We start from the raw sequence: 21,830 nt of genomic DNA, 5'->3' as shown, positions 1-21,830 counted from the left end.
CAGGATCCGGAAGCGTGGCACCGTGCGGACGCCTAGAGGTTGGTCATCCGTTCTGCGGCGTCGTTGTAGCGGCCGCCCTGCACCTGGATCCTGGAGGCGGCGTCCTCGATTTCGCCCAGTTCCGCGGCGGACAATTCGACGGCGGCGGCACCGATGTTTTCCTCCAAGCGGTGCAGCTTGCGCGTGCCGGGGATCGGGACGATCCAGGGCTTCTGCGCCAGGAGCCAAGCCAACGCGATCTGACCGGGAGTGGCGCCCTTGCGTTGTGCGATGCTGGCTAGCAGCTCGACGACGGCGGCATTGTGCTGGAGCGCTTCCGGTGCGAATCGGGGGATGGTGCTGCGAATGTCGTTGCCGGCGTCGAAGCTGGTGGCCGCGGTAATGGTTCCTGTCAGGAAGCCCTTGCCGAGCGGGCTGTAGGGGACAAATCCGATGCCCAGTTCCTCGCACGCGGCCAGCACTTCCTCCTCGGGACGGCGCCACCAGAGGGAGTATTCGCTTTGGACAGCGCTCACGGGCTGGACGGCATGCGCCCGGCGGATTGTTCCCGCTGACGCTTCGGACATGCCGAAGTGCTTCACCTTGCCGGCCTCGATCAGTTCCTTGACCGCACCCGCTACGTCTTCGATGGGAACGTCGGGGTCCACGCGGTGCTGGTAGTAGAGGTCGATGGCGTCCACGCCGAGCCGGCGCAGGGAGCCGTCCACGACGTCCTTGATGACCTCAGGGCGGCTGCTCACCCGCCCGCTCGGCTTGCGTTCTGCGGGATCGATGTCCCAGCCGAACTTGGTGGCGATCACCACTTGGCCCTTGTACGGGGCGAGGGCCTCGCCCACGAGCTCCTCGTTGGCGTACGGGCCATAGATTTCGGCAGTATCGAAGAATGTCACGCCCCGGTCCACGGCGGCGCGGATCAACGAGATCATTTCCTGCCGGTCCGGCTTGTCGCTGTATCCACCGGTCATGCTCATGCAGCCCAGCCCGACGGCGGAGACCTCCAAGCCGTTGGTGCCCAGTGCGCGCTTTTCCATAGTTCGTCCTCCTGTGTCGTGAATCCCTGTGTCGTGAAACAAGATCCAGCCTTGCCGTCAACCCTAGGGATAGCTCGGGACTGGCAGGGAGTCCCTGTCAGTACCTCTCAGGAGGGAGTTCCCGACGACGGCGGACCGCCGCCGTCGGGCACGGCGTAGTAGCCGTGAACTTTGTCACATAAGCTACTAGGAGAGTGGGAAGAGGTTGGCGGTGCATCCAGAGTTGCGTGGCTTGCGATTTTTCGGCGCGCGCTGGAAGGCGCGTCCACTTGCTTCCCAGATCCTCGTGTGGTTGCTCTGCATCCTCTTTGTGACAGTCACGTTGGGCGCGCTTCTTTACACCCAGATCAGCAACCAGACCCTCGAAGACCAGTACCGGCTCCGGGCGCTGGGAATCGCCACGACGGTGGCGCAAATGCCGGAAATCGTGACGTCGCTGGGCAACGGGGACCCGACGCACTCGATTCAGGCGATTGCGAGCAAGGTCCAGTCCCAAGCGCAGCCGGACTACGTCGTCGTCACCGACCGGAAGGGTGTCCGGTACTCCCACCCGAATCCAAGCCTCATCGGGCAGACCTTGGAAGAACCCGTCGCCGTCCTTGACGGGCAGACCCACGTCGGAATCGACAAAGGCAGCCTCGGCGACTCAGTCAACGCCAAGGCGCCGGTGCGCGCGGCGGACGGGACCGTCGTCGGGCAGGTCTCCGTGGGAATCCTGGAGACCACGGAAAGCAGCGAACTCACCAAACAGGTGTTGCTGATTGCCGGCTATTCGGCCGTGGTGCTCGTGATCAGCGCCATGGGTTCGGCCCTGCTGGCACGCAGAATCAAGCGGGTCACCTTCGATCTCGAACCGGTGGAGATTGCGTCCCTCCTCCAAGAGCGCGAAGCCCTGCTGCACGGCATCCGCGAAGCGATGATCGGCTTCGACGACGACGGCAAGGTCACCGTCATCAACTCCGAGGCGCGTTCCCTGCTGCACCTGGAAGAAAACGTGCTGGGCGAGAAGATCGAGGATCTTCTGCCGCCCGGACGGCTTCGTTCCCTCCTGACGGGCGAGATCAGCGGAACCGACCAGATCGTCATCACCGAGGACGCCTTGCTAGTGGTGAACCGGATGTCCGTTGCCCTGGCCGGAAGGAGCATAGGTTCGGTGGTCACACTGCGTGACCGTACCGAAGTTGAGGGCCTAGTCCGTGACCTGCGCTCCGTCGAAGGCCTGATGGAAGCCTTGCGCGCCCAGGAACATGAGTACGCCAACCGTCTCCATGTGGTGGACGGACTCCTGGAGCTCGGAGATGTGGACCAGGCGCGGAATTTCGTATCGCGGATTTCGGACACCTCGCGCTCCCTTGGCGAAGGGCTGCGCTCGCGGATCGAGCCGCCGGAGCTTGCGGCCCTGCTGCTCGCGAAAATCACCGTGGCTGCTGAGCAGGATGTCGAAATTTCGGTGACCGATGACTCTCAGCTGCGTCAACCATTCCTCGAAACGCAAGCGCTGCTCACGATCGTCGGCAACCTCCTGGACAACGCCGTCGAGATCCTCGGGGAGCAACCCACGCCCCGTGAGGTGACCATCCAACTGGACGATTCCTCGGGCATTTTCATTTGCGTGACCGACAACGGGCCCGGTGTTCCCGCGGAATTGGTGGGCACGATCACCGCCGACGGGTTCACCACCAAGGAACCGCGGCCAGGAATGCGCCGCGGGATAGGCCTTGCGCTGGTGAGCCGGATCGTTCACCGTGCAGGAGGAACTATGGATGTTTTCCCCGGACCCGGGGGGCGCTTTGAAATCTGGTTGCCGGAACCGCGCTTGGGATCCGAAACCCCGGTCATGACAGGAAAGTCGATCGAATGATCCGCACCTTGGTGGTCGACGACGACTTCCGCGTAGCGCGCATCCACGCCAGCCGCGTGGCCAAAATCGAGGGATACGAATGCGTCGGCGAGGCGCACACCGCGGCGGAGGCCAGGGAAGCGGTACAGCGGCTCAAACCGGACCTTCTTCTCCTCGATGTCTACCTTCCCGATGAAGACGGCATCAGCCTCTTGAGGTCACTTCAGGGAGCCGGCGAAAAGCTCGACGCCGTCATGATCACCGCCGCGCGGGACCTTGAGACCGTGCGGGCCGCCATGCGCGGGGGAGCGGTGTACTACCTCGTCAAACCGTTTGGCTTCGAGCAACTGCAAACCCAGCTCGAGGCCTATCGGCGCTGGCGGCAGGAGGCGGAGTCCCGGACGGTGGCCGACCAGGCGACCGTGGACCAGCTCTTCAGTCTGCGCCGTACGGCTCCGCCTGCCAAAGGACCCCGGCGCCTGCCGCCCACGATGCAAAAGGTCCTCGACATGGTGGTTCACTCCACCGAGCCCTTGGGCGCCTCCGAAATTGCGGGCAGCGTTGGCATCAGCCGCCCGACGGCCCAGCGCTATCTCAGTGAACTCGAACGCAAAGGACTTGTTGACCTGCATTTGGCCTACGGTTCCACCGGTCGCCCGGTGAACACGTATCTGCCACGCAAGGGTTGAGGAATCTTATCTGCAACCTAGGGGTTGCTCTTTCTTTTGGTTAATGCAACCCTGTAGTTGCAGTAACTCACTGAAAGGAACAGAATCATGACTATGACTGCAAACCAGGCCTCTGTCGTCGATGCCGGCGAATTCACCGTGAGGCGCACCATCACCATAGCGGCACCAGTCGAGAAGGTTTGGGCCGCGATCACCGAGGCCGAGCACATCGCGCGCTGGTTCGGACAGGCCGCCGTCCTCGACGAAGTGGCCGTCGGCGCCGGCGGTGTCTTCTCTTTCGAAGGCTACGGCGCCTTCCCGGTGCGGATCGAGGAGCTCGACCCACCGCGAATGATCGCCTACCGCTGGAGCAACGACGACGCGCGCGGCACCCAGCCTGCCGAGGTTGATCCTGACCACTCGACCGTGTTCCGCTTCACGCTTGAAGCGCTCGACGGCGGAACGCAACTCACCGTCGTCGAGACCGGATTCGACACGACGAGCGATCCCGCGTTCAACATGGAGAGCCACCGCCAGGGCTGGGACTCGGAACTCGACGAACTGGCCGCGTATGTCGAGGGTGGATCGTGACCGCGAGCACCCTGGTTCCAGTGTTCGCCGCGCTCGGCGACGAGACGAGGTGGAGCATCCTGGCTGCCCTCGGCGAGGGCGACGCATCGGCGTCGGCCCTCGCCGGGCGGCTCCCGGTCACCCGACAAGCGATCGCCAAGCACCTCGCTGTGCTGCAGGAGGCCGGGCTCGTTGAATCGGTGCGCGTGGGCCGCGAACTGCGCTACAGGGTGCTCGGCTCGCAGCTGAGCGAAACGGCACGCAGCCTCGATCGCATCGGCGCAGAGTGGGACCGCCGCCTGGCCGCGATCAAGCGCATCGCGGAGGGGCTGTAATTCTTTGAAAACGGGCGCGTCTAAGTTGAGCGTCGGTTGCGCGCTTGGTGCGCCAGCTGGATGAATCCGTAGATGAAGGCGGCCTCGATGAGGACCATCAGTCCGAGCCACAGCAACTCGCCCGTGCCGATGAAGTCAATGATCCCGACAAGCACGAGTACGGTTCCGAGGACCAGTGTGTAGACGGCGAAACCGAAGGCCACCCTTGCGCTCCGCACACCCGTCTGGAAGCCAAATCCCAAGGGTTCTCCTCCGGGATAGCCCTGGACGCGATCGTGTCCAGCGGGCTTGAGCCTGTCGAACTCATCCCAAGGATCCTGATCCTGTTCGGCCATAGTTCCATTATCCCGCGGATCAGACCGGTTGCTTGAGGGCTTCGCAGCCGTTTCAGGGCGCGGTGCCCGAGTGTCACATTCGGGAAACGCTCGGGATAGCCATGAACAATGGGGTCCATGATGCCCGAAGAACTCACCGCTAGCCCGCGGACCAAGGACGCCGTAGCTGTTGGCGATCAACTGCAAATCGCCGTCTCCCGAGCCTCCGCCTCGAAAGTACCCGAGGTGACCGTCCTGTTCTGGGTAGTGAAGATCCTTACTACCGGGATGGGCGAGACTACGTCGGATTTCCTGGTCCACCGCTTTGAGCCCGAGATCGCTTTGGGCCTCGGTTTCGCGGCATTGGTGATTTCGTTGGTCCTGCAGTTCCGGGTCCGCAGGTACATCCCCTGGGTGTACTGGACCGCCGTCGCGATGGTCAGCGTGTTTGGGACGATGGCTGCGGACGCCGTCCACGTCGGACTTGGCGTCCCCTACCTGGCGTCGACCCTGTTCTTCACCGTGGCGCTCGCCGTCGTTTTCCTGCTTTGGCACCGGAGCGAAAAGACCCTCTCCATCCATAGCATCACCACCCGGCGTCGGGAGTCCTTCTACTGGGCCGCGGTGCTGACAACCTTCGCACTTGGCACGGCTACCGGAGACCTGACTGCCTACTCACTCGGCCTGGGCTACCTCGCCTCGGGAATCATGTTCGCGGTTGTCATCGCTCTCCCGGCACTGGCCCACTGGCGTCGCCTGCTGGCGGCGATCCCGGCCTTCTGGTTCGCGTACATCCTGACCCGGCCATTGGGGGCGTCCTTCTCTGACTGGACCGCTGTTTCCCCCGACCGAGGAGGACTCGACTGGGGCACCGGCCCCGTCAGCCTGGCCCTCGCCGCATTGATAGCCGTCCTGGTCACGTTCCTGACGATCAATTGGCGACGAGCCCTCAAGTAGCGCAATCCGGTACCGCTCAAGTTTTCGTACTGTTGTTCGTATGTCCTGACATATTTGCGTTAATTCTGTCTCCGGTTAACCCCGGATTCATGGGCCATGACCCGCTCCTTTACCTTGCCCTTGGATGGTAGTTCCTGCCCTTGGGGGACTTTTCGTTCAAGATGAAGGAACACCATGACCAACCGCTTTCTAGCAGCGGCCGCCGTCGCCGTTGTCGCAGCCACCGCTGTGACCGGCTGCGCTCAAAGCAGTACCGCTTCGGCTCAGAACAATGGCGCCAGCGCATCCCCGGACAAGACGATCACCGTCTTCATCAGCGGGGACACGAACGTCCAGAACCTGTGGGAGAAGAGCCTCGTTCCCGCCTTCGAGAAGGCGAACCCCGGCTACAACGTTAAGGTCACTCTCGATCTGCACGGCGAGCACGATGCCCAGACCCTGGCGAAACTGACCAGCGCCACGGAGCAGAACAAGGAACCCGAATTCGACCTCGTGGATGGCGGTTTTGTCTCCAAGGCCTCAGCAGCCAATCTGCTGACCTCCGTGAGCTCGCAGACGATTTCCGCCCTGAATGATGTCCCGCAGGACGTCATCAAGGCCGGCGGCACCGGTGGCATCCCGTACCGCGGCTCCGCAGTACTCCTGGCATATGACACCAAGACAGTTGCCACACCGCCGAAGACACTTGACGATTTGCTCGCCTGGATCAAGGCAAACCCGGGCAAGTTCACCTACAACTCGCCCAAGTCGGGAGGGTCCGGCGGTGCATTCGTTGCCACCGTTCTGGACAAGTTCGTCCCTGCCGACGCCCGCGCCAAGATGACGGTGGGCTATGAGAAGGACCTCGAGAAGTACTGGGACCAGGGCTTCGCGGCATTGAAAGACCTCAACTCGTCCGTCTTCCAGAGCGGCGTCTACCCCAACGGCAACCAGCAGACCCTTGACCTGCTCGCCAAGGGACAGATCTCCATGGCGCCGGTGTGGTCTGACCAGTTCATCACCGGCTTGACCAACGGCCAGATCCCGTCCACCGTGAAGGCCACCCAGATCAGCAACCCATCCTTCACCGGCGGTGCTGCCTACCTCGGCATTCCCAAGTCCTCGCCCCGCCAGGAAGCGGCGCTGAAGCTCGCCAACTTCGTTCTCTCGCCTGACGCGCAGACCATGATCATCAAGGTTATGTCCGGTTTCCCGGCCATCAGCCTGGACAAACTGCCGGCAGATGTGAAGGACAAGTTCAAGGACGCAGACACCAACAACCTGCGTAAGGGCTACTTCGACCAGATGGGCAAAGACCTGAACAACCTCTGGGACCAGAAGGTTCCCGGCCAGTGACAACCACGCTTCAAAAGCCGGCGGAACTGCAACAAACAGTTCCGCCGGCGGGTGCCCCGCGCCCCAAGCGCCTGGGCCAGCGCGCCGTCGGGTTCTTCATGGCCCTGCCGCCGATCCTGTTGATCGCGATCTTCGTTGGCTTCCCGATCGTGCTCGCCTTCGGCTTCAGCATCGGCTTGACCGGCGGGTTGAACCACACCATCGCCACCATCGGCCAGAACGTGCACGAGGCTGACGCCTGGTGGGGGACGCTGGCGGCCTACCAGGAGATGTTCACCAACAAGCGTTTCCTCGGGGACCTTCTGGTCACGGTCATCGTGACGCTCGTGAGCACGGCAACAGTCATCTTCCTCGCGCTGGGCATTGGGCTCTACCTCAAGCTCAAGGGCGGTCGAATGGCCCGGCTTCTCTCCGGACTGGCGATCGTGCCGCTTTTCATCCCCGTGGTCATCGCCTCGTGGGCGATCCTGACCTTCTACTCCGGCACGGGTTTCCTGCGGAGCGTCTTCGCTCTTTTCGGGCTTGACTTCCCCGTGTGGGCCTTCACTATGGTCACGGTCATCATCGGCTCGGTCTGGACGTCGCTACCCTTCGCTGTGCTCATGGTCTCCTCCGGACTGCAGTCCGTGCCGAACGCCATGATCGAAGCAGCCCGCGACGCCGGTGCCGGCTCCTTGCGCACGATCGTCTCGGTGATCGTTCCCATGGCGGCAGTTCCCATCATTATCGCGACGACATTTACGGCCATTGGAATTGTTGGATCGTTCACGGTCCCGTACTTCACCGGGCCCAATTCACCGAACATGCTCGGAGTGGACATGTCCAACTACTTCTCTGCCTTCAACCAACCCCAGCAGTCCGCCGTCATGGCCTTCACTGTCTTCCTGATTGCCTCCGGAATCGCCGCGCTCTACGTGTGGGCGAACTTCCGTTCCGCCAAGGAACAGGGGAAAGTCTGATGGCTGTCACCACCGCTTCCCCTGCTGTTTCCCGCGCCCGCCGGCCGCTCACGCTGGACTCGATTGTCCGTAGTGCGCTGGTGGGCCTGTTCGTGGTGCTCATGGTCGTTTTCATCCTGGGACCCCTGCTCTGGCTCGGTGTCCGCGCCTTCGCCGGTAACTGGACCTTCCCCAATCTCCTTCCCGATGACTGGACATTGCGCTGGTGGCAGGTTGTCGTCAACGACGGCGCGCTCGGCATCGCGGTGCAGAATTCCTTGTTCTTCGCCCCGCTGACGGTCCTCGTGTCTGCGATCATCTGCTTGCCCGCGGCCTACGCCTTCGCCCGCTTTGATTTTCCCGGACGCCGCTTCTTCCTGATCAGCCTGTTCGCGACGAACGCCTTTCCGAAGATGGGCTTGTTCGTTACCCTGGCGGCTCTCTTCTACGCGTTGAACCTGATGAACACCATTTTGGGAATCCTCGTGGTGCACGTGCTGGGCACAGTGGTCTTCATGACATGGATCCCCGCGGCAGCGTTCGCTGCCGTGCCGCGGAACCTGGAGGAAGCAGCCCGCGACGCCGGAGCCTCCAAATTGCGCGTGTTCGCCTCAGTGACGCTCCCCATGGCGCTGCCCGGGATTATCGTCGCGGCCGTGATGTCCTTCCTGGCGTCCTTCGACGAAGCACAAGGAACGTACTTGGTGGGCGCGCCGGCCTTCATGACCATGCCCACCCAGATGTACAGCCTGGTGCTGAACTACCCCACCCAGGTGGCTGCCGTCTTTTCGATCCTGCTGGCCATCCCCTCCGTTGCCCTCATGCTCGCGGCGCACAAGCACATCCTCGGCGGCCAGCTCGCCGAAGGCTTCCAGATCAAATAGCGCCCCGCGCTCAACGTCAGACAGAGAACCCATGACAATTCATGAACCATTGACTGAACCACCCGCCAGCACAACAAAGCCGGGAACTCCGGCGTCGGGCGGTGGGCTGGCTATCCGCGGCCTCCACAAGATCCTCGGCGGCCGCACCATCATCGACAACCTCGATCTGTCGGTCGAGGAGGGCGAACTGGTGTCCCTGCTGGGGCCCTCCGGCTGCGGAAAGACGACGACGCTGCGCATGATCGCCGGCTTCCTGGAGCCGGACTCCGGCTCCATCGAGGTGGAAGGCCAGGAGGTCTCGCACCTTGGTGCGGAGAATCGCCCCAGCGCCATGGTGTTCCAGAACTACGCGCTGTGGCCCCATATGACCGTGGCCAAGAACGTCGGCTTTCCGCTGAAGCTCCGCAAGATGTCCAAGGCCGAGATCAAGGACAGGGTGGAATCCGTCCTGGAGTTGGTCAGCCTTTTGCATCACAAAGATTCCAAGCCCGCCCGCATCTCCGGCGGCGAGCAGCAACGCGTGGCTTTGGCCCGGGCACTCGTCCAGGAGCCGAAGCTCTTGCTCCTCGACGAACCCTTGAGCAACCTGGACGCGAAACTGCGCGTCAAAGTCCGTGAAGACATCCGCAAGATCCAGCAGGAACTGGGCATCACCACGGTCATCGTCACCCATGACCAGGAAGAAGCGATGTCCATGTCGGACCGCATCGCCGTCATGAATGCGGGCCGGATCGAGCAATACAGTACCCCGGAGGCGCTGTATGCCCGCCCGGAAACCGAGTTTGTGGCCACCTTCATCGGCAGCATGAACCGCCTGGAGGGCTCACTCAACAACGGACTCATCACCGCGGGCCCGGACATTCTCGGGATCCGGCCCGAGGACGTCATCCTGGCAGACGCGCCCTTTGCGGGTGCGGTCCCGGCGACAGTCGAGAGGGTCGTCCCCCGCGGACACTTCCAGGAAGTGTACGTGCGCAGGGCCGACGCCCAGCTCCGCAGCTTTGTGAGCGGTGAGCTCATGCAGCCAGGCCAACAGACGTATGCGGGCATCCGCAAGGCCATGACCTTCCGGGACGGACGCCTGGTAGCAGAGGGAAGTGCCGCACTTTGAGCAACATCGTTGACACCAAAAGGACCCGCGCCACGGCCCATCGGGGCGACTCCAGTAAATATGTCGAGAACACTTTGCCCGCGATCGCGTCAGCCATCGACGCGGATGCGGACCTCGTGGAAGTGGACGTCCGGGTAACGAAGGACGGGCAGGTGATCCTGCTCCACGATGCCTCGCTGCTCAGGATCTGGAGCCTCGACGCCGACGCTGCAGACATCGACTATGCCCGCATCAGGCAACTGGGCGCCGGCGAGGAGCGGATTCCCCTGCTTTCCGAAGCCCTGGAGCTTTTCCGCGGCCGCCGGTCAACCTTGCTCATCGACATGGACGAGCCCGGCCCCGCAGAGGCGGCTGCCGCCGTCGTACGCGAAAGCGGCATCGAAGTGGCCTGGTGCGGGAACCTCGATGGAATGCGGACCATCCGCGCCCTCGATGAGGATGCCCGGATCTGGCTGCCCTGGAGCAAGAGGATCGCGCCGCCGGAAAGCCTCCTGGCCGAACTGAGTCCCGAGTTCGTCAATTCCGAGCACGTGGTTCTCAGCAAGGACATGGTCGAGCAGATCCATGCCGCGGGGGCTAAAGTTGCGTGCTGGACCATTGATGATCTCGAAACAATGCGCTGGGCCTTGGGACTCGGCGTGGATTCGATCACGAGCAATCAACTGGATCTGTTGCAAAGCGCCATCGCCGAAGACCCGCAAGTGTGGGCTTCGGCCCAGGCTCCCGGCGGGCTCGCCGGCGATGAGGTTCTTGAGTCCCGGAAAGTCGCCTTTGAGCTGGCCGAATGGGCCGTCGGGTACATGCGCGACGCCGATCGGGGCCAGATCTCGACCAAGGCGCACCCTGCTGATCTGGTCACGGAAGTCGATGTCGCCGTCGAGCGCCATGTCCGCGAAGTGATTGCCGCCCGCCTTCCCGGCCACACGGTGGTGGGCGAGGAAATGGGCGGAGTCTCCGTGCCCGGCGCACCGTGTTGGTACCTTGATCCGGTCGACGGAACCACCAACTACGTGAACCACATTCCCTGGACGGCGTTCTCGCTTGCCTTGGCTGTTGACCGCAAGCCGGCGGTGGCCGTCGTCGCAGATCCTTGGCGCGGCGAGATTTTCGAGGGGTGGTCCGGTCATGGTGCCTGGCTCAACGGAAAGCCGCTATCGCTGGCTCCGGCGGGAGTTTCGACGGCGGCCCTGGCCGGAACCGTGGTGGCAACCGAACTCGCGGGGCACTTGCCGTGGCCCGGAATGCTGGAACTGCTCGCGGAGCTCGGCGAGCGGCACAGCATCATGCGGATCATGGGATCGGCGACCATGACGGTGGTGGGCGTAGCAGCCGGGCGTGGCGCGGGGGCAATCATCGGGAGTTTCAGCCCGATCGATCACCTGGCGGCGATGCTCGTTGTTCAAGAGGCCGGAGGCATCGTCCTCAATGCCGAAGGCGAGATGGACACGTTCCCGGAACAAGGCGGAGTGCTTGCGGCCCGTCCGGAATATGCCGCCGAACTCTACGAACTGTGGAGGCAAGCACATGACGACGCGGGGGACTGAGCTCCTCAGCGACGCCGTATCCGCCCTTGACCGGCGGAGCCGCTTCGAACTGGTTGAGGAGATCCGCCTCGACTTCCCGACGTACCACCCGCAGGGCATGGCCTTCGCCAAGGGTCTGACGTTCTTGTCGTCCGTTGAGATCCTCGAAGCGCCGCGCCCTGCGGCGGATCCGGCGCTGCGCACTCCCGGACGGGGGAGCGGACACGTGTTTGTCCTTGACGCAGGCGGGCTGCTACGCGATATCCCCGTGGGCGACGGCTTGGCGTATCACCCCGGTGGTATCGACTTCGACGGCGACCACGTGTGGGTTTCCGTCGCCGAGTACCGGGCCGGGAGCAGAAGCATCGTCTACACGATCGATCCGGGCACCTTCGAGGTCCGTGAGCGGTTCCGTGTGGACGACCACATCGGTTGGATCGCCCGCGATCCCGGGCTGGACCTGGTGTTCGGCGGGAACTGGGGGTCCCGGCAGCTCTACACCTGGGACACGGAAGGCCACCTGGTGGATCAGTGGGAGAATCCAAGCCACTTCGTCGACTACCAGGATGCCCAGCTCCTTGGTCCGGGTCTGCTGCTGTGCAGCGGGATTTCACTGCTGCCGCAGGTTGATGGCGGTGTCGTTGAACTCGGGGGACTCGCCTTGGTGGAGCCGCTGCGGCAAAGAATCAGGCGGGACGTGCCCGTCAGCTTGTTCAGCGGTGCTGGTCACGTCATCACACGCAACCCTGTCACCGTCACCGTGGATGAATCCGGGCTGTTGATTCACGCGGCGCCGGATGACGGCGACGACGACGGCGGCACGCGGATACTGAGCTACAGGATCATTTAACACGGCCGTGACAGACCGGAAACCGGTCCTGAACGGGGCCCCGATAGCGTGGCCGCATGATCGTATCCATCATGTCCAAGGTCAGTGCCTGGATCGAAGCCGCCTACTTCTACGACGCCGCCGAACTGGGGGCCTCGGGAGCCACTGAAACTACCCGCTACGGCTGGCTCCCGGCCCTCAGCGGTGTGGCCATCGCCGACGCCCAGGCGCGGAAAATCCGGGCCGCGGAGTAGCTAAAACCCCGGGATTCCGGGGTTCTTGAATTGCTAGATGTCTTGTTGAACACACTATTCGTTGATGGCGTGTACTATGCCCTAAACTGCTTCACTGAGGTGCCTGAAATGGCGCTATGCAGCAACGAAAGTGAACCAATCAATGGCTACCGATTACGACGCCCCACGCAAGACCGAAGAAGAGTCTCCCGCCGAATCGCTCGAGGCCCTTCAGGCGTCGCGCGGCTCCGGTGCCCAGACTGCTGTCATCGACATCGACGAGAACGACACAGCCGAGGGCATTGACCTTCCGGGCGCCGATCTGTCCGGCGAAGAACTGACCGTCATCGTTGTCCCGGAGCAGTCCGATGAATTTACGTGTTCATCGTGCTTCCTGGTCCGTCACCGGTCGCAGATCGCGCTGGAAAAGAACGGCCTCAAGTACTGCCGCGACTGCGAAGGCTAAACCCGCACGCAAAGCAGCCCCTCTCGACTGGAAACCAGCAACGCCAAACCAGCCGGGTGGGGCTTTTGCATGCCTATCCGGCGTCGTTATCCGGGATAACGAACAGAGGCGCGCGACGGCGCCGAAACCGCGGAAAGCCGCGGAAACCAGGCCGTTGAATCACGTCCCCGTGACCCTTCTCGAGGTCCGCTAACAGTTGGGCGCCGAAGCGGATACGAAGCTCCTGAAAGGGCCCCGACGCCCCTACGCTTGAGGTATCGGATCGCTCAAGCACTCAAGGGGATGGGCCCAAGTGAGAAAGTTTCATGCGTGGTTCGCGGCTTTGGTAGTAGCCGCCGGGCTTGGTCTCGTGGCACCAGGGGAGGCGTCCGCAGCACCGTATTGCGGAATCGGCTGGGGATCGTTGGCGAAGTCCAACCCGGCGCTGACCCAGGCACAAGTGGTCAATGTCCGGACGGGCCAGCAACCCTGCTATGACCGCCTGGTGATCGACCTGAACGGCGCTGTTGCCGGTTATTCAATCCGCTACGTTCCACAAGTATTGCAGGACGGTTCGGGCCTTCCGGTCGAGCTGAGGGGCAATGCGTTCCTGCAGATCACAGTCAACGCCCCCGCATACAACTCCAACGGCAATGCCACGTACAACCCGGCCGACAAGAACCAGCTAACTAACGTCTCGGACTACAAAACCTTCCGACAAGTGGCCTTCGCGGGAAGCTTCGAGGGATACACGAGCATTGGCCTCGGTGTCCGCGCGCGGCTCCCCTTCAGGGTCTTCACGCTGGCCGGCCCGGCAACAGGCTCGCGGCTGGTGATCGACGTCGCCCACATGTGGTGAAGCAATCAACACAGAAGCCCTGCTCCGGGTGATTCCGGACCAGGGCTTCTGACATGTTGAGTTTTACTCCGGTACCACGAGGGCCGGCGTGTCCTTGCGGAGGGTTTCGCCGCGGAAGAAGCCGGGCCGTACGCGAGCCATGATCACCATGACCACCGCTCCGAGGGCCAGGATGCCCACGCCGATGATGAACACGAGGCCGACGCCGAAGATCTCGGAACCGCTGCCGAAGTCCGGGGACCAGCTGTCCACCGCCGTCTGGATGAAGACCAGCGTCAGCACGATGCCGCCGACCACCGGGAAGAGCAGGCGCATGAAGAAGTTGCGGACGCTGCTGAACACGCTGTGCCGGAAGTACCAAGCGCAGGCAAAAGCGGTCATCCCGTAGTAGAAGCAGATCATCAAGCCGAGCGCCAGGATGGTGTCGTTGAGGACGTTCTCGCTGACCACCTTCATGATCGCGTAGAAGCCGCCGGAGATAGCTCCGGCCATGATGGTGGCGTATCCCGGGGAACCGAAGCGCTTGCTTACGGTGGAGAACTTCTGCGGGAGGGCGCCGTAGTGGCCCATGGCGAGAAGGCTTCGGGCAGGGGAGGCCATGGTGGACTGCAGGGACGACGCTGTGCCCGCGAGTACGGCCAAGGACATCAGGATGGCCAAGGGACCCATCACCGGGGAAGCCAAAGCGGCAAAGATATTGGACTGGTTGTCCGGGTTGTTGAGCCCGATGCCGTCGCCGCCAATGCCGGCAACCATCATCGTGGCTACGATCACTGCGACGTAGAGTCCCAGCACGGCGATCGCCGTCGTGGTTCCGGCCTTGCCGGCGGTGCCCTTGCCGCCTTTGGTCTCTTCATTGACCGTCAGGCAGACGTCCCAGCCCCAGTAGACGAAGACCGCCAGGGACATGCCCGCAGCAAACTGCTCGAAGCTGCTGATCTTCGTGGGGTCGAACCAGTCCCAGCTGAAGGCGATGGCCGTGGGGGTGTCGCCGGAGGAAGCGTGGGTGAGGGCCATGACGATGAAAACGCCAAGGACCACCACCTGGAATCCCACCATGGCGTACTGTACGAGTTTGGTGGCGTGCAGGCCCCGGTAGCTGACCCAGACAGCCAGTGCCACGAAGGCCAGGCACGTGGCGATGTTCAAGGCCTTGTTGGAGGTGAGGTCGGCAAGATCGGGATTGCCGAAAACCTGCGCGAGGAAGAGGTAGAAGAAGTCCACCGCAACGCCCGCCAGATTGGACAGGACGATGATGTTCGCGGCCAGCAGCCCCCAGCCGCCCATCCAGCCGATGAACGGGCCGAAGGCCTTGGTGGCCCACGTAAAGGTGGTGCCGCTGTCCGGGGAGTCTGCGTTGAGCTCCCTATAGGCGAACGCCACGAGGATCATCGGGATGAAGGCGACGATGAAGATCGCAGGCAGCTGAAGGCCCACCGCGTTGACCGCCGGGCCGAGTGAGCTGGTCAGGCTGTAGGCGGGTGCCACGGAGGAAATACCCAGGACGACGACGGCGAGGAGCCCCAGCTGCCCCGTCTTGAGTCCTTTGCCGCTGATGCCGTGTTCGGTGCCAGCGGGATCGTGGGCCTCCACGGTTTTCCTGGCGCTTGGGCGGGTTAATTGAGTCATGTGCTTGGCTCTTTCTAAATGGGCCGAAGGTTTGTTGCTGGGTGATGCCGTGAAGCCGTCAGCGGGGTATGAGACGGGAGTCACTAAATGAATGACGTTCATTTAGTATGGGCGCGGAGAAGCCTTGGCGCAAGTGGTTTGGCGAAACAATTTGGTTCGAAGCGGATCATCTGAGCGAGCATCCGCCGGAAACGGCCCAAAAGTGAGCGAGCGTCGGGGAGGCCCAGCGGGTTGAAAGAGCCGAGATCCCGCGGCTCAAGAAAGGACGCTCGCTCACATATGGGGCCAAAAGTGGAGACGCCCGCTCAGATCATCTGAGCGAGCGTCTGCCGGAAACGGCCCAAAAGTGAGCGAGCGGCGGGGATCGGGCGCCGCTTAGTCGCTCAGCTCGGCCCGGAGGGAGTATTCCTTGCTATCGAGGAGAAGCTGCGTGCAGCGTCCTGTTTCCGCGTTCAACACGATGGGGGCCGCGAGATTGACCGTGGTCTTTTCCGGAGCCGGGTTGACCACTACCAAGGTGGTTGCCAGCTCAGCCCGGTCCAGGCCGAGATCGTCCAGTGTCGAGCGGGGGATTGCGGGCGCGTAGCCCGGAATGTAAACGGCCGCCTCTGCCAGGAACATCCGGATGCGCGGACTGGCCGACTCCATCGCGTAGAGTCCGGGGGCGCCGTCGATTCCCCGCAAAGCGAAGCCGTCGGAAGCTTCAAGCCCCGGCATGGGCGCAGTGAAGCTCAACTCCCGGGAAGCCTGTGCCGTGCTCATTTGAGGAAGTCCATGAGCGTGGGCTGGAGCGTCTTGGCGGTGACCGCGAGGGCAACCTGGTAGTTGGTTTCCTGCAGCTTCAAGTCCATGACGACCTTTCCGATGTCTGCATCTTCAATTCTGGAGCGCTGTGCGTCGAGTGAGGCCTTGAGCCCGTCGACGGAGTCCTGGGCGCGCATGAGCTTGTTCTGCCTGGCGCCGACGTCCGCACGTCCGTTGACGACCGACTTGATCTTGTCACCGATCGCCGCCAATCGGGCGCTGACATCAGCACCGGAGCGGATATCGGCGACGACGTTGCCCACCAAAGCGAAAACCGAGCCGGCGCCGTCCCCGAAGATCGCACCGCCGTCGGCGTCTACCCGGAGGGTCTGGGCTGCGTCAATCCGCCGTTCCACGGTGCCGCCCGGGGTTCCGTTGTATACAGGCGGTGTGGCGTTGCTGAATGCGCCGGCGGAATCGGAACTTCCAGCGAAGACATTGCGGCCCACGTACTGGGTGTTCGCTTGGGCGAGGAGGTCCTTGTTGAGGCCTTCGATTTCGACAGCGATCGCCTCCTTGGCGGTGCTATTGAGAGTTCCGTTGGCAGCTTGGACCGTGAGGTCACGGACCCGGTTGAGGATGTTGGTGGCCTGGCCGAGGGCCGAATCGGCCGTGGTGAGCCAGCCATTGCCGTCGTTGATGTTGTTCGAATACTGTCCGGCGGCGCTGAGCTGGCTTTGCGTAGCGAGCAGGTTCGCCGTCGCCGCGGGATCGTCCGATGGCCTGGTGATGTTCTTGAGGTTGCTGGCCTTGTCCTGCAGTGCGGCGAGTTTTGCCTGCCCGGCCTGCAGGTTCAATTGCGCGGCCGCGGACATTGTCTGGTTCGTGACACGGTTCAGCATGGCTTACCTTCCCACCAATCCGGTGTGGTTGATCAGGACGTCGAGGGCTTCATCCACGGCCGTCATGGCCCGGGCCGCCGCTTGGTAAGCGTGCTGGTTGCTCAGGAGGCTGATGTTCTCCTCGTCGAGGCTGACGGACGCGCCGGAGGAACGCTGCCCGACGGCGGCAGTGCTCGCCGCGTCGGCGAGCTGCTGGTGCTGCTGTGCGGACTGGGACGCGGTGCCGATTCTTGTGACGATCCCGGACCACAAGCCATCAGGGGAACCCTGCCCGGTGCCGATTTGGGCAACTGCGTCAGCGATTTTGCCGTCGAGGGCGCCGGAACTCGGAGCGCCGGTCGCGATTCCCGCGGCGCTCGTCGGGACAACGCTGAGGGACAGGGCCGCCGGGGCGCCCGGGGTGGTTGTGAAGAAATCGAGGTTTGAGGCGCCGGTGGTGGACTGCCCGGTGCGGTGTACAGCATTGACATCGTTCATGAGCTTGGTGGCGAAGGCGTTGTACGATGCAGCGGCCTCGGAGATGGCCCCTCCCGCGCCTCCTGCGGCGGGCGCGAGAAGGGAGACCGCGCCGGCGAGCTTTCCGCCGTCGAGCGGAACCGCCACACCGGGGCGGTCTGCCCATTCCAACTGCACTGGTCCACCCGACGGCAATGTCGAGCCCGACGCGCCCATGCTTGCCTGGCCGCTCAGGGTGAGCGCGCGGTGGGAAGTACCCGAGACGATGGCGTTGCCGCCGACGAAGACATCCGCCGTGCCGTCGGCGTTGTCCCGGACAGTTCCACCAGCCAAAGAGGCGATGGTTTCAGTCACTTTGCTACGTGCGTCGATGATCTCATTGGCGGAACCGCCCGAGGCCGTGACGGAACGGATGGTTGCGTTAAAACCGGCCACCCGGGCGGCGGCGTCGTTCAGGGTGGCGACGGTGCTTTGGGCTTCGCCGCGAATCCGTGTCCACTGTGAATCCAAGGCCTTGTAGCCCGCCGACACTGTGTTGGCGAGGGTGGTGCCAGCTTGAAGCAGCACGCCAGCCGGGGCTGCTTCTCCCGGGTGGTTGGAGACGCCCTGCCACGAGGACCAGAAAGTTTGGAGCGCCGTCGATAATCCGGCCGGACCGGGCTCGTTCAGGGAGCCTTCGAGTTGCTGGAGTTCGGTGGACCGATAGCCCGCGAAGCCTGCCTGGGCCGCACCGGAACGCACCCCGGCATCGAGGAAACTGTTGCCCAGGCGGGCGATCCCATCCACCGACACGCCTTGACCTGCCTGTGCGCCCGCCGCGAAGAGGCCCGTGCGGGCGGGTGCGCCGACGGCCGATTGCTCGATCCGCTGCCTCGTGTACCCGTCAGTGCCGGCGTTGGCGATGTTCTGTCCGGCAACGTTGATGCCCTGCTGTGCTGCGGTGAGGCCCAGGTAGGCCGTATTGAGTCCGCCGAATGTGCTCACTGCTGTGTCCTTTGGTGATCCGGGCCTGAGTCGGTGCGGCCTTTGGTGGTCCGTCTACGTTTGATGAGTTTCGGTCAGAGTTGCTGGTCGAAAAGGCGGGACGGGGTTGAGTCTGCGGTCCTGCCCTGGGAACTGGTCCGCCCGTGGGAGTCGTAGGTCCCGGCCGCCGGCTTTAGATCCGCCATGGTTTCCTGGGTGGAACGGACGGCGGCGCGAAGGAACTGCTCGTTCGAATCACGCAGTTCCTTGATGGTGGCGGTCTGTTGCTGCATCGCGTTCAGGTGCGAGGACAGTACATCAGCCCAGGCTTCTTCGGGAGCGGACGAGGCCAGCTCGCCCAGTGAAGAGTCGGCAGGCAAGCCCCATTGCTCTGCCACCGCCGCCACTTCCACCGCCCTTGCAAGCCCGGCCTTGGACAGGTGCCCCAGGACCTGTTCCACTTCCCGGGTGCCATGCGGCAACCAGCGGGATTTGCCTGCCGTGAGGAGCAGTTGCTCTTCCTCCAGCTTGAATGTCAGCAGATCCAATAGCTCACGTTCTCGCCACAGCAGGGCCGACAGTTCATGGATGGCCATGGCGGGTCAACTCCAGTTCCGGGTTCGTTTTTCGGGTGCGTTGCCGCGGGAAAGCACTTCCCCTGTGCCTTTGCCGCGCTGAAAACAACTATCGGCTGCCGCGGCCCATGCGTTAGGCGTTGTTTATGCATGATTTATTCGCTTTGTCCAGTCAAGTGACGGATGCGGAGTTTTGCGGGCCGTTGCAAATTTTCCTGCGGCGTTTTGCTAACCAAAGAGGCCATTGTTCCGATAACCAGAAATGACAGGCCACGGACGGCCTGGGAGTACCAGCAGACCCAATCATGGAGGAATACATCATGGGCATGGCAATCAACACGAACATCATGGCGAACAACGCCTACCGCAACCTCAACAACACGCAGGACGCGGTGTCCAAGTCGATGGAGAAGCTCTCCAGCGGCCTGCGCATCAACCGGGCCGCTGACGACGCAGCAGGCCTGGCAATTTCGGAAGGCCTGAAGTCCCAGGTCAGCGGCTCGGCAGTCGCCGCCCGTAACGCCCAGGACGGCATCTCGGTCATCCAGACCACTGAAGGCGCCCTGACCGAAGTCCACTCCATCCTGCAGCGTATGCGCGACCTCGCTGTCCAGGGATCCTCGGACACCAACAACACCGCTGCTCGCACCGCCATCAAGGGTGAAGGTGACTCCCTGGGCCAGGAGCTGGACCGCATCACGAAGTCCACCAACTTCAACGGCATCGACCTGCTCAAGGGCTCCGGCGGTACCGGCGTTTCCGCTGCCGGCACCCTGAACCTGCAGGTCGGCGCAGGTGGCACCGCCAACGACACCATCGCCGTCAAGGTCGGCGACGTTGCCACAGCAGTCGGCACGCTTTCCAGCGCCACGACCGCGGCAGGCTTCGACGTAAGCACGAGCGCCAACGCTCAGACCACGATCGCGTCCGTTGACACCGCCATCGCCGCGATTTCGGCTCAGCGTGCGGGTCTGGGTGCCACCCAGAACCGCCTGGAACACGCCACCAAGACCCTCCAGGTCTCCGGCGAAAACCTGCAGGCTGCGCAGTCCCGCATCACGGACACGGACATGGCTGCGGAAATGGTCAAGTACACCAAGGCCAACATCATGTCCCAGGCCGGTACCGCAATGCTGGCTCAGGCCAACCAGTCCGGCCAGGGCATTCTCTCGCTCCTGCGCTAAGACCTTCCAGAAGCAGACCGGTAATAGGCGAATGGCGGCCAGGACGGGAACACACCCTTGGCCGCCATTCGCGTTCGGAGCCAGCCGCCATAACCAGCACGTTCGGAAGGACCAAAAGTGGGAAGCTCGATCGACGGCCTCGCCAGCGGCTTGAACACCACCTCCATCATTGATTCCCTCATGGCGGTGGAAGCACAACCGCAGACGCAACTGAAGACGAAGCTTGCGTCAGACCAGACAATGATTTCGACGCTTCAGTCGCTCAACTCGAAGTTGTCATCACTGAATGACCTCGCAAGTGGCGACTCGGCCGTGAACGCCTTGAACTTGTTTAGCGCCACCACGAGTTCGCCGTCGCTCAGCGCGACGGCGACCACCTCCGCGACCGCGGGCTCTATCGACGTCACCGTCTCCCAGTTGGCACAGGGCCAAGTGGACGTCACCGCGGCCATGAGCAGCTGGCCCACCGACGGCTCGGGTGCACCCGCACACCTGACGCTCGTCGACTCCACGGGAAAACAGACCGAGATTACGCCGGCATCCACCTCTCTTGACGACGTCGTGACGGCAATCAACTCGGCTTCCGGCCCGGCGCGTGCGGTGAAGGTTCCGGCAGGCAATGGAACCTATCGCCTTCAACTGACTGCGGCCACTTCAGGCGCAGTTGGAGCCTTCAGCGTTTACCAGGGCACGGCCGCGCAGGTGAGCGCGGGCACCGCGACAGACCTGATGGCCGACCCTTCCGCAGCCGTCGTCAAGGCCGCCCAGGATGCCAAAGCGACGCTGTATGCGGGGACACCGGCAGCACAGACAATCACTTCCGGAACCAACACCTTCACCGACTTGCTTCCAGGTGTGTCAGTAACGGCCGCCGCCGTCTCTACCGGACCGGTGACCGTAAACATTGCGAGCGACTCCGCAGGGATCACCAAAAAGGCCGGGGATTTGGTGAACGCGGTCAACGACGTCCTCGGCTTCGTATCCATCTACAGCACGGTGACCCGGACGACCGACTCGAACGGCGCCAGTGCCTCAAGCGGCGGGATCTTCACCGGCAACGGCAGCATCCGCGCGGTCAACGATGACGTCTTCGCCGCGATGTCGATGCCCGTGAACGGAAAGTCTCCATCCGAGTACGGAATCAACGTGACGAGGGACGGCAACTTCACGTTCGACGCAGCCAAGCTCCAGTCCTCTTTGGCCTCGGACCCATCCGGGACGCAGTCAGCACTCCAGACGATCGCGTCCCGGGTGTCTGACGCGGCAAAGAATGCAACCGACCCGTTCAGCGGCTCAGTCACCGCGCTCATCAAGGGACAGCAATCCGAAGTGGCTGACCTGGGCAGCCAGATCTCCGATTGGGATCAGCGACTGGCCACCCGTCGTGCAACGCTCCAGGGCGTCTATACCAACATGGAGGTCCTGCTCGGCGGGCTCCAATCGCAGTCTTCCTGGCTCACCGGCCAGATCGCCAGCCTTCCCAAGTCTTCAACAGGAGCGTAAAG

The 21,830-nt window shown here is 63.1% G+C and carries 23 protein-coding genes; 16 read left to right on the top strand and 7 right to left on the bottom strand.

The window, feature by feature from the left end; translation table 11 throughout:
- Positions 1-32 precede the first annotated feature (32 nt).
- On the bottom strand, positions 33-1,031 hold the full coding sequence (locus tag ABEA18_RS21440; RefSeq protein ID WP_345452583.1) for an aldo/keto reductase: 999 nt from the start codon (positions 1,029-1,031) through the stop codon (positions 33-35).
- Positions 1,032-1,341: 310 nt separating this feature from the next.
- Between ABEA18_RS21440 and ABEA18_RS21435 the strand changes: the two genes are divergently transcribed.
- The 4 genes from ABEA18_RS21435 (at position 1,342) to ABEA18_RS21420 (ending at position 4,444) form a co-directional block, all read left to right on the top strand.
- Positions 1,342-2,892: an ATP-binding protein gene (locus ABEA18_RS21435; protein ID WP_345452581.1), complete on the top strand. Its 1,551-nt coding sequence runs from the start codon at positions 1,342-1,344 to the stop codon at positions 2,890-2,892.
- Entirely contained in the window at positions 2,889-3,560 is a 672-nt protein-coding gene (locus ABEA18_RS21430) for a response regulator (protein WP_284982098.1), read from the top strand. The genes ABEA18_RS21435 and ABEA18_RS21430 overlap by 4 nt, the downstream gene beginning before the upstream one ends.
- Positions 3,561-3,647: 87 nt before the next feature.
- A complete protein-coding gene (locus ABEA18_RS21425) occupies positions 3,648-4,130 on the top strand; it encodes an SRPBCC family protein (RefSeq protein WP_345452578.1) in 483 nt (160 codons plus the stop codon).
- The gene (locus ABEA18_RS21420) at positions 4,127-4,444 is read left to right on the top strand and encodes an ArsR/SmtB family transcription factor (RefSeq protein ID WP_236815476.1); all 318 of its coding nucleotides are present in this window, start codon (positions 4,127-4,129) and stop codon (positions 4,442-4,444) included. The genes ABEA18_RS21425 and ABEA18_RS21420 overlap by 4 nt, the downstream gene beginning before the upstream one ends.
- A gap of 20 nt (positions 4,445-4,464) precedes the next feature.
- On the opposite strand, the gene ABEA18_RS21415 is transcribed toward ABEA18_RS21420, so the two are convergent.
- Positions 4,465-4,779, bottom strand: a complete 315-nt coding sequence (locus ABEA18_RS21415) for a hypothetical protein (RefSeq protein ID WP_345452575.1) — start codon at positions 4,777-4,779, stop codon at positions 4,465-4,467.
- Between the two features lie 117 nt (positions 4,780-4,896).
- On the opposite strand from ABEA18_RS21415, the gene ABEA18_RS21410 reads away from it, so the two are divergent.
- The 10 genes from ABEA18_RS21410 to ABEA18_RS21365 all read left to right on the top strand — a co-directional run bounded on the left by ABEA18_RS21410 (position 4,897) and on the right by ABEA18_RS21365 (position 13,872).
- The gene (locus tag ABEA18_RS21410; protein ID WP_345452573.1) at positions 4,897-5,715 is read left to right on the top strand and encodes a COG4705 family protein; all 819 of its coding nucleotides are present in this window, start codon (positions 4,897-4,899) and stop codon (positions 5,713-5,715) included.
- Positions 5,716-5,889: 174 nt separating this feature from the next.
- Positions 5,890-7,050: an extracellular solute-binding protein gene (locus ABEA18_RS21405; RefSeq protein ID WP_345452571.1), complete on the top strand. Its 1,161-nt coding sequence runs from the start codon at positions 5,890-5,892 to the stop codon at positions 7,048-7,050.
- Positions 7,047-8,009 (top strand): ABC transporter permease, encoded by a 963-nt coding sequence (locus tag ABEA18_RS21400; RefSeq protein WP_345452569.1) that lies wholly within the window; start codon positions 7,047-7,049, stop codon positions 8,007-8,009. Before ABEA18_RS21405 ends, ABEA18_RS21400 begins: the two co-directional genes overlap by 4 nt.
- Positions 8,009-8,872 carry an ABC transporter permease gene (locus ABEA18_RS21395; RefSeq protein WP_345452567.1) on the top strand — a complete coding sequence of 288 codons (864 nt, stop codon included), beginning with the start codon at positions 8,009-8,011 and terminating at the stop codon, positions 8,870-8,872. The genes ABEA18_RS21400 and ABEA18_RS21395 overlap by 1 nt, the downstream gene beginning before the upstream one ends.
- Before the next feature lie 49 nt (positions 8,873-8,921).
- Entirely contained in the window at positions 8,922-9,983 is a 1,062-nt protein-coding gene (locus ABEA18_RS21390) for an ABC transporter ATP-binding protein (RefSeq protein WP_345452565.1), read from the top strand.
- The gene (locus tag ABEA18_RS21385) at positions 9,980-11,527 is read left to right on the top strand and encodes an inositol monophosphatase family protein (protein WP_345452563.1); all 1,548 of its coding nucleotides are present in this window, start codon (positions 9,980-9,982) and stop codon (positions 11,525-11,527) included. Before ABEA18_RS21390 ends, ABEA18_RS21385 begins: the two co-directional genes overlap by 4 nt.
- Positions 11,508-12,356 (top strand): DUF6454 family protein, encoded by an 849-nt coding sequence (locus tag ABEA18_RS21380; RefSeq protein ID WP_345452561.1) that lies wholly within the window; start codon positions 11,508-11,510, stop codon positions 12,354-12,356. The genes ABEA18_RS21385 and ABEA18_RS21380 overlap by 20 nt, the downstream gene beginning before the upstream one ends.
- Positions 12,357-12,412: 56 nt before the next feature.
- Entirely contained in the window at positions 12,413-12,589 is a 177-nt protein-coding gene (locus ABEA18_RS21375; RefSeq protein WP_236815494.1) for a hypothetical protein, read from the top strand.
- A gap of 142 nt (positions 12,590-12,731) precedes the next feature.
- The gene (locus tag ABEA18_RS21370) at positions 12,732-13,034 is read left to right on the top strand and encodes a DUF4193 domain-containing protein (RefSeq protein WP_059388261.1); all 303 of its coding nucleotides are present in this window, start codon (positions 12,732-12,734) and stop codon (positions 13,032-13,034) included.
- Between the two features lie 292 nt (positions 13,035-13,326).
- On the top strand, positions 13,327-13,872 hold the full coding sequence (locus ABEA18_RS21365; RefSeq protein WP_345452560.1) for an AMIN-like domain-containing (lipo)protein: 546 nt from the start codon (positions 13,327-13,329) through the stop codon (positions 13,870-13,872).
- A 63-nt stretch (positions 13,873-13,935) separates the two neighbouring features.
- Here the strand turns inward: ABEA18_RS21365 and ABEA18_RS21360 are convergent, their stop codons facing one another.
- The 5 genes from ABEA18_RS21360 to ABEA18_RS21340 all read right to left on the bottom strand — a co-directional run bounded on the left by ABEA18_RS21360 (position 13,936) and on the right by ABEA18_RS21340 (position 19,162).
- Positions 13,936-15,501, bottom strand: coding sequence for an APC family permease (locus ABEA18_RS21360; RefSeq protein ID WP_345452559.1), 1,566 nt, complete (start codon positions 15,499-15,501; stop codon positions 13,936-13,938).
- Positions 15,502-15,876: 375 nt separating this feature from the next.
- Positions 15,877-16,263: a flagellar assembly protein FliW gene (gene fliW, locus ABEA18_RS21355; protein WP_345452557.1), complete on the bottom strand. Its 387-nt coding sequence runs from the start codon at positions 16,261-16,263 to the stop codon at positions 15,877-15,879.
- Complete coding sequence (gene flgL / locus ABEA18_RS21350; protein WP_345452555.1) at positions 16,260-17,147, bottom strand: flagellar hook-associated protein FlgL; 888 nt, start codon at positions 17,145-17,147, stop codon at positions 16,260-16,262. Before flgL ends, fliW begins: the two co-directional genes overlap by 4 nt.
- Positions 17,148-17,150: 3 nt before the next feature.
- Positions 17,151-18,587, bottom strand: a complete 1,437-nt coding sequence (flgK, locus tag ABEA18_RS21345) for a flagellar hook-associated protein FlgK (protein ID WP_345452553.1) — start codon at positions 18,585-18,587, stop codon at positions 17,151-17,153.
- Between the two features lie 74 nt (positions 18,588-18,661).
- Entirely contained in the window at positions 18,662-19,162 is a 501-nt protein-coding gene (locus ABEA18_RS21340) for a flagellar protein FlgN (RefSeq protein WP_345452552.1), read from the bottom strand.
- Positions 19,163-19,461: 299 nt separating this feature from the next.
- Between ABEA18_RS21340 and ABEA18_RS21335 the strand changes: the two genes are divergently transcribed.
- The gene (locus ABEA18_RS21335) at positions 19,462-20,325 is read left to right on the top strand and encodes a flagellin N-terminal helical domain-containing protein (protein WP_345452551.1); all 864 of its coding nucleotides are present in this window, start codon (positions 19,462-19,464) and stop codon (positions 20,323-20,325) included.
- A 117-nt stretch (positions 20,326-20,442) separates the two neighbouring features.
- Positions 20,443-21,828, top strand: a complete 1,386-nt coding sequence (gene fliD, locus ABEA18_RS21330) for a flagellar filament capping protein FliD (protein WP_345452550.1) — start codon at positions 20,443-20,445, stop codon at positions 21,826-21,828.
- Positions 21,829-21,830: the final 2 nt, after the last annotated feature.

This window comes from Arthrobacter gyeryongensis, assembly GCF_039543785.1.
GTDB classification, from domain to species: domain Bacteria; phylum Actinomycetota; class Actinomycetes; order Actinomycetales; family Micrococcaceae; genus Arthrobacter; species Arthrobacter gyeryongensis.
The sequence above is the reverse complement of the archived record's forward strand: the minus strand, read 5'-3'. Positions and strand labels throughout refer to the sequence as shown.